Source organism: Flavobacteriales bacterium (genome assembly GCA_020635855.1).
Classification (GTDB): Bacteria; Bacteroidota; Bacteroidia; order JACJYZ01; family JACJYZ01; genus JACJYZ01.
Genome location: JACJYZ010000006.1, coordinates 1 through 1,081, shown reverse-complemented (window position 1 = coordinate 1,081; position 1,081 = coordinate 1). Strand labels below are relative to the sequence as shown.

Genomic DNA, 1,081 nt, shown 5'->3' with positions numbered 1-1,081 from the left:
GACTTGATGGTCTGGAAGTCTTCGGCTGTGGTTTTGAAACCGAAATTCTCATCGATAAGCACCACGAGGTCTACGTAATCGAGACTGTCGAGGTCGAGTGTTTCGTGCATGTTGGCATCGGCCACAAGGTCGGCCGCATCTGCCTCGAATTCCTCTATCAGGAACTCATTTACGGTATCGATGATCTGCTGCTTGTCCATTTTCAGGGCGCGAACTTACGAATTATCAACGTTGAGTTTGTTCCTCCGAACCCAAACGAATTTGAGAGGATTGTGTTCAATTCCTTATCCACACTTTTTGATGGGATGTTGAGCTTGGCCGAGGCTTCATCTGGCTCTGAGAAGTTGATGTTGGGTGCCACGAAACCGTTCTGCATCATGAGCAGCGAATAGACGACCTCTGAGGCGCCTGCCATCCAACACTCGTGGCCCGTCATGCTTTTGGTGCTGCTTACCAATGGGCCGTTGTCTCCGAATACGCTGTGGATGGCCTGTGCTTCGAACGCATCGCCAACGGGTGTGCTGGTGGCGTGGGCGTTGATGTAATCGACCTCTTCGGGTTTTACTCCGCCCATTTCCATGGCCATTTTGAGCGCGCGCACCTGCCCTTCTTCATTGGGGTTGGAGATGTGCTCTCCGTTGGAACTGAAGCCGTAACCGACCACTTCGGCCAAGATGTTGGCTCCGCGTGCCTGGGCGCTTTCCAAACTTTCGAGAATGACGGTTGCTGCGCCACCGCTTGGTACCAGCCCGTTGCGTGTTGCATCGAACGGACGTGAGGCTTCTGTTGGTGTATCCTCGTAGGTGGAGAAGGTTCCGATGCCATCGAAGCTTCCGAACGCATACGGGTTGACCTCTTGCGCGCCTCCGCAGATGATCTGTTTCTGCAATCCCATTTTGATGAGCAGGAAGCCCATACCGATGGAATGCGAACCGCTGGCACATGCCGCACTCACCGTAAAGTTGACGCCTTTGAGGCGGAAGATGGTGCTGAGGTTCATGGTTACGGTGCAGTTCATGCTCTGGAAGATGTTTCCTGAACCGATAAGCGTGGTGTCCTTCTTCTCGCGAAGCAGGTCCAC

At 53.6% G+C, this 1,081-nt stretch carries 2 protein-coding genes; both read right to left on the bottom strand.

Annotation, left to right across the window (positions count from 1 at the left end):
* Nucleotides 1–200: acyl carrier protein (locus H6585_15745; protein MCB9449785.1), on the bottom strand; the 200-nt coding region annotated here is incomplete at its 3' end.
* Nucleotides 201–202: 2 nt separating this feature from the next.
* Nucleotides 203–1,081 (bottom strand): beta-ketoacyl-[acyl-carrier-protein] synthase family protein (locus H6585_15740; protein ID MCB9449784.1); only part of this gene is annotated, 879 nt, incomplete at its 5' end.